This window comes from Bilifractor sp. LCP21S3_F8 (assembly GCF_052117805.1).
Lineage (GTDB): Bacteria > Bacillota > Clostridia > Lachnospirales > Lachnospiraceae > Bilifractor.
In genome coordinates this window covers 1-332 of sequence record NZ_JBQKIK010000084.1, presented here as the reverse complement: position 1 = coordinate 332, position 332 = coordinate 1, and the positions used below count along the sequence as shown (strand labels likewise).

The following is a 332-nucleotide window of genomic DNA, read 5'->3' as shown; positions in this document are numbered from 1 at the left end:
CGGGGGAGACACCCGTTCCCATTCCGAACACGATGGTTAAGACCCGGGCGGCCGAAAATACTATGCCGGAGACAGTATGGAAAGATAGGCGGCCGCCAGCATCCTTACAACGAATAAGCATATAATAAAGCGAGTGGAGATCTCTCCTTATAAGATAGGAGTGCAAGTTTCTTATAAGAGTGGAAATCACCTGCTGCTGGGAAAGCAAAAGCTTTACCGGCGATACGAGCTGAGAAGATAAACTTTTCGGCTGGTATGGCTGATAAAGCCAGATACGTACCTTGAAAACTGAATACACAAACGATTCCAAAAAGAAATCCAAAGCACAATCG

The 332-nt window shown here is 46.1% G+C and carries 1 protein-coding gene and 1 rRNA gene; one reads left to right on the top strand and one right to left on the bottom strand.

All coding sequences use genetic code 11. The features are described from left to right. Positions 1-101: ribosomal RNA gene (gene rrf / locus ACTQ3A_RS13995) — 5S ribosomal RNA — on the top strand; the annotation flags it as partial. A gap of 3 nt (positions 102-104) precedes the next feature. Here the strand turns inward: rrf and ACTQ3A_RS13990 are convergent. Next, on the bottom strand, positions 105-332 hold a 228-nt coding region (locus ACTQ3A_RS13990), incomplete at its 5' end, for a hypothetical protein (protein ID WP_441495201.1).